Annotated in this window: 6 protein-coding genes; all 6 read right to left on the bottom strand. The window is 24.2% G+C overall.

Annotation, left to right across the window (positions count from 1 at the left end; genetic code table 11):
• Positions 1 to 137: 137 nt before the first annotated feature.
• Positions 138 to 1,118 carry a hypothetical protein gene (locus AYC59_RS07155; RefSeq protein WP_066896913.1) on the bottom strand — a complete coding sequence of 327 codons (981 nt, stop codon included), beginning with the start codon at positions 1,116 to 1,118 and terminating at the stop codon, positions 138 to 140.
• Positions 1,102 to 1,713: a hypothetical protein gene (locus tag AYC59_RS07160; RefSeq protein ID WP_066896914.1), complete on the bottom strand. Its 612-nt coding sequence runs from the start codon at positions 1,711 to 1,713 to the stop codon at positions 1,102 to 1,104. Before AYC59_RS07160 ends, AYC59_RS07155 begins: the two co-directional genes overlap by 17 nt.
• 40 nt (positions 1,714 to 1,753) lie before the next feature.
• Positions 1,754 to 2,164, bottom strand: a complete 411-nt coding sequence (locus AYC59_RS07165; protein WP_066896915.1) for a type II toxin-antitoxin system PemK/MazF family toxin — start codon at positions 2,162 to 2,164, stop codon at positions 1,754 to 1,756.
• Positions 2,154 to 2,618 carry a Panacea domain-containing protein gene (locus AYC59_RS07170; protein ID WP_066896917.1) on the bottom strand — a complete coding sequence of 155 codons (465 nt, stop codon included), beginning with the start codon at positions 2,616 to 2,618 and terminating at the stop codon, positions 2,154 to 2,156. Before AYC59_RS07170 ends, AYC59_RS07165 begins: the two co-directional genes overlap by 11 nt.
• A 99-nt stretch (positions 2,619 to 2,717) precedes the next feature.
• On the bottom strand, positions 2,718 to 3,188 hold the full coding sequence (locus tag AYC59_RS07175; RefSeq protein ID WP_066896919.1) for a hypothetical protein: 471 nt from the start codon (positions 3,186 to 3,188) through the stop codon (positions 2,718 to 2,720).
• 203 nt (positions 3,189 to 3,391) lie between these two features.
• A complete protein-coding gene (locus AYC59_RS07180) occupies positions 3,392 to 5,026 on the bottom strand; it encodes an AAA family ATPase (RefSeq protein WP_066896921.1) in 1,635 nt (544 codons plus the stop codon).
• Between the last annotated feature and the right edge of the window lie 98 nt (positions 5,027 to 5,124).

Genomic DNA, 5,124 nt, shown 5'->3' on the forward strand with positions numbered 1-5,124 from the left:
GTGAATTGCAACAGCCTCTACATGATATATCATCATCGTCCCATAGATATCCTACTACCACATTTTTACCTTTAAACTCATTTATATTTTTTATTTCCATTAATTAAAGCACCTAACTTTCATATAAAGAAGCCTTTTTATTTAAATTTAACATATTTAGATGTATAATTTTCCCCATCCGAATACATTCTTTCTTCTTTATCACCATTTATATAGTATACTGTTGAAGAATTTGATAAGTTCCCTTCTTTTCTAACCCTTACTTCTATTTCTCCTGTTTCATAAAATTTTACCCAATCTCCATTTTTTACAGGATTAGCTAATGTATAGTCTTTTGTTATTTCAAACTCATAATATCTTTTAATTCCATCTTCATAATAGCTTAAATTCATTATATTTTCTTTAATGTTTTCTATTTTTCTCATTCCAAATCTTTTACCATTAACATACAAACTCTTATCTACTATATTTCCATTTTCTTTTATTGTAGTACTAGCTCCTGATTTAAGTCCTTTATACATTCCATATTCTTCTTTTGAACCATATCCCAAAATATCTATTTTAGTTTGATCTATTTTTACTTCATGTCCTTCTCCATCATAATAACCAAAACTTTCTTTTTCAATTTCATAGAAAGGTATTTTTATTTTTTTATTTCCTATAAATATGCCAATTCTTAATTTAGATGGATTGCAAAATATTGATACACTAATTTCATTATTTTTATAAATTTTAAAGGAAAAATGATCAAAATATTTATCAAAATCTAAAGTGAATTTTTTTTCGCCATTAACATATAATCCTCTCATAAAATTTTCACTAAATTCTTCATATTCATTATATACCCCATCTATTTTACCATTTATATATATAGCTCTAACCTCATTATTCCAACTTGGAGAGTCGCTATCATGTATTCTTAACCTACCTACACCGTGTTTGACACCATTTAGTAATTTACTTTTTTCAACAATAACTCTTGAAAGAAATATTTCACCATCATCTTCATCAATGCCATAAGCATAATATATTTTTTTTAAATCATTTCTATTAAAAATAGCATCTATTAACTTAAATTCAAGTTTTTCTAAAAATGATACTTCATTTAATAATTTCACTATTTTTCACCTTTTTTATAAATTTTATTTTTCTTACTTTATATTTATTTTTTAAATCTTTTGAATATTGAATAGTTGGAATTTCATTACCTTTACTATCTACATTACTATAAGTCCATCTGAAAGATATTCCTGAATATTCATCGGATTTATTAAATACGTATACCCCATTTTTAAATTCCATATCTCCAAAATGCTTTTTTAAAAATCTTTCTAACTGTTCTTTACTTTCATATTCAACTTGTGATAAACTTATAACCTTATTACCTTTATTTGCATCTTCTATTACTTCAACAACATTATTATATTTAGGAAGATTTTTACCAACAGAAGAAACTTTATTCCCTTTAGAATAAACTTTTTTATTTTGTAAATTAGAATTTGAAATATTTTTACCTTTATCTAATTCCTTAATTCCTTTAGCTAAGATATTATTATTTTCTGTAGACCTTGATTTAAATCCATTTTTAATAATATTATTTATTTCAGGAACAGTGTTTTTAAAATAATTTATGGTCGATTTACTCAAATTAACCACATTACTAGTTAATATAACTAAATTATAAATCTGAACCCCCTTATTTATACGCAACATATAATCTATCACCAATAACTTTATGAAGTAGAGTTTTAGATTATTCGCCATTAGGTTTTTTAACTATTAATTTATTTATTTCATCCAAATCATGTATAACTCTTTGATTAAATTTATTTAAATTATATATTACCTTTTCATATATACTAGGATATTCCTTTCTTAGATCTGATATTTCAAATACAAGCATAGCCTTATAAATTGATGTTTGTCTATGCGTCCTAATATATGATGATTTATTTAAATTTAATTTCGGATAAATTTTTGGATCTATTTTTATATCAAATTCAGGATGTATATTTTCTTTATTAGTTATAGTTGAAACAGGCAATATTAAATAATCATTATTTATCGCTTCACTTATAACCAAAACAGGTCTTTGCTTATATGAATGTTTCTTAGTTTCGGAATTAAAATATGGAAAAAGTGCTGTATATATTTTACCCACCATAATAGTCCTCAAATTCATCAAAATACATATCCCAAAAAGAATCATAAGGTCTATAGTTTTCAACATCTTTATATATATCTATATATTTATAACCCTTATCATATTCATTCAATCCTTTTCTTGCATCTTTCCATGATTTTTGGTTATGAGTTAATAAACTTAATTCCCATGATCTTTTATCCAAATATTGATTCAAAATATTATCTACTATATATCTATCCATTACAGATATTTCTTTATCGCTATTTTTTAATTCTTTATTCCTATAAGCCTTTCTAACTTTAATGGAAATAGGTCCATATTTCCAGGCTTTAAATTTCCCATAAAACATAGGTAATCCAAAAATTGAAATATTTTCTCTTTGTATAAAATAGAGTAACTTTTGTAATTTCATTTCATCTATTTCTTTTACTTTACTACATATATATTTAGCTACATCTAATATATCTTGCATAACTACCACCCCTCAACTATATTATACTTATTTTTTAAATTTTTTCAACATTTTTTTAATTTTTGATTTTCTATAGAAAAAAAGAGTCTTTCGACTCTTTTAGAATGATACACCTACTTTACCTGTTACTATTCCTGGGTAACCTAAACCTACTTCAGCTGTTAATATTGCATATTTAGCTCCAGCAAATACTGTTATTGTAGGATTTACACTTAAAATTAATTTTTTGTCTTTTATTTCTCCTTCAATTGGTAACCCTGCTTGAACTCCACCATAAACTTGTACATCTCTATATACATCTTTACCTACAATTCCAGAAACAATAGGACCTAAATATCCACTTCTTAAACCATTTTTTAAGTTAAATCCTCCATTTAACCCTACTCCACCTTTAAAATACATATCTTGTGAAAAATAGTTGTCTTTAGTAAGCACATTAGCTTCTGCTCCTAAATTATATGATCCATTATAGTTATATGTAGCATTACCCAATACTTTAACATTATAATTTTCCATAGAAAAACCTATCATTCCTAATGAAACAGCAAATAGTACTAATAATTTTTTCATATTTGTCCTCCTATTTTATATATATATAGCTATTATACACGATTTTAATTAGTTTTCAAAATTTTTTTACTAATAATTAATTTAAGATATATGGTTAGCTTATTGTATTTATAAATATTATCTATCTCTTCATATTTTAAAACACTTTATTTAAATGTAATAATAAAAAGTGAACTTCATAATTTTAGTTCACTTAATATATATTATTCATATTCAATTTTAATATTTTTACCATAGAAAGCTATAGATAAGTATATGATATTATCTATATTTTTTAATTTTAAATCTTCGTCATATTTCTTCTCTTTTATCTGTTTTAGTCCTTCTAATGCTCCATTTTCTAGTTTAGATATACTATCTACACTCTTAAATTCTAATATTACTGATACATCAGTTTTATTTACCGCTTCTAATACAACATCATATCTTCCAAATCCAGATTCTTTATTTGATTTTACTATATATCTGTTATTTAAATATATCATTAACCCTAATACAAATGCGTGATAAAAATTTTCATTTTGTGTATCATAAAAACTAGTATTCTTTATTAATATTGATTGTAGCTTTTCTTCAAATTTTTTAATATTCTTATCTAATAAATAATTTACCAGGTGCCTTATATCTACTCCATCTCCATATACTTTTTTTATAAAACTTTCTCTAAAAAATTCTCTTACTTCTTCATTTGGTATTTTTAATTCATATACTCTTTTATCAATTTTTTTAGATACTGTTAAATATCCACTAAATAGCATTAACTCCCAAGCATCTTCTTTATTTAACAACATATTTAAATCAGATAGCAATAGTATACTTTTTTCTACACTTTCACCTTTAAATAATTTTTCTAATTCTTCAATCATTTCTTTATCTGATACTTTTAATGAATTTATTATTAAATTATTTCCTGATGTTCTTACCCAATATGGAACAAGTTCTCCTCTTTTTAAATAGTTTGTTATACTCCAAGGATTGTAGACTAAACTATCTCCTATCTTGTATCCATCATACATTTTTCTTACTTCATCTACTTTATGTGTATATCCATAATACTCCATAGATTTTATTACTTCATCTTCTGTAAATCCGAAACTATCTGAATAATCACTATCTAATATTGTATATACTGAAAGATTATTTAATTCTGAAAATATCCCTGAATTTACCGCCCTTATTATTCCTGTAATCATTCCAAATTTTAAATTTTTATTTCCCTTTAATGCTGCCCCATAAAATGTTGAAAAGAAACTTCTTGCTTCTTCATAATATTTATTAATGTGTGCATCTATTAAAGGTGTATCATACTCATCTATTAAAAGTATTACTTTTTTGTTATATTTCTCTTCTAGTAAATATATCATATATCTTAATGAATCTTTTAAATTTTCTACTGGTAACTTCTCTCTACGGATATTTTCAAATTTCTCTAATTCATAATCATCAAAATCATTAAACAATCCTTTGTACTCAGAATAAAGATTAGATATGATTTGTACTATACCTATCTTCATTTCTTCCCAACTACTACCCCTAACATCCTTAAAACTTAAAAATACAACAGGATACTGACCTTGTTCCTTCATATATTCAGTATTAGATATATACAGGTTATCAAATAGTTTTCTATTTTCCTCACCATTCTTAACATCAAAAAAATATTTAACCATTGACATAGTTAGTGTCTTCCCAAATCTTCTTGGACGAGTAAATAACTTAATTCCAGAATTGTCTTTCAATATATCTTCAATAAACTTACTCTTATCAAAGAAATAACAATTTTCATCTATTACATTTTTAAAATCATCTACTCCTATTGCAATTCCTTTTTTTCTCATAATTTTCCCCTTTCATTCCCCTATTTTAAGAATATTATACAACTTTAAAATTAAAAAATCAATTTAATATTATTTTAATTGTATATTAAAAAAACAAA

This window comes from Pseudostreptobacillus hongkongensis, from assembly GCF_001559795.1.
GTDB classification, from domain to species: Bacteria; Fusobacteriota; Fusobacteriia; order Fusobacteriales; family Leptotrichiaceae; genus Pseudostreptobacillus; species Pseudostreptobacillus hongkongensis.

What these genes read in the sequence shown, in the direction of transcription:
- AYC59_RS07160 (WP_066896914.1), bottom strand. Translation starts at nt 1,713, where the DNA reads ATGTTGCGTATAAATAAGGGGGTTCAGATTTATAATTTAGTTATATTA.
- AYC59_RS07165 (WP_066896915.1), bottom strand. Translation starts at nt 2,164, where the DNA reads ATGGTGGGTAAAATATATACAGCACTTTTTCCATATTTTAATTCCGAA.
- AYC59_RS07170 (WP_066896917.1), bottom strand. Translation starts at nt 2,618, where the DNA reads ATGCAAGATATATTAGATGTAGCTAAATATATATGTAGTAAAGTAAAA.
- AYC59_RS07175 (WP_066896919.1), bottom strand. Translation starts at nt 3,188, where the DNA reads ATGAAAAAATTATTAGTACTATTTGCTGTTTCATTAGGAATGATAGGT.
- AYC59_RS07180 (WP_066896921.1), bottom strand. Translation starts at nt 5,026, where the DNA reads ATGAGAAAAAAAGGAATTGCAATAGGAGTAGATGATTTTAAAAATGTA.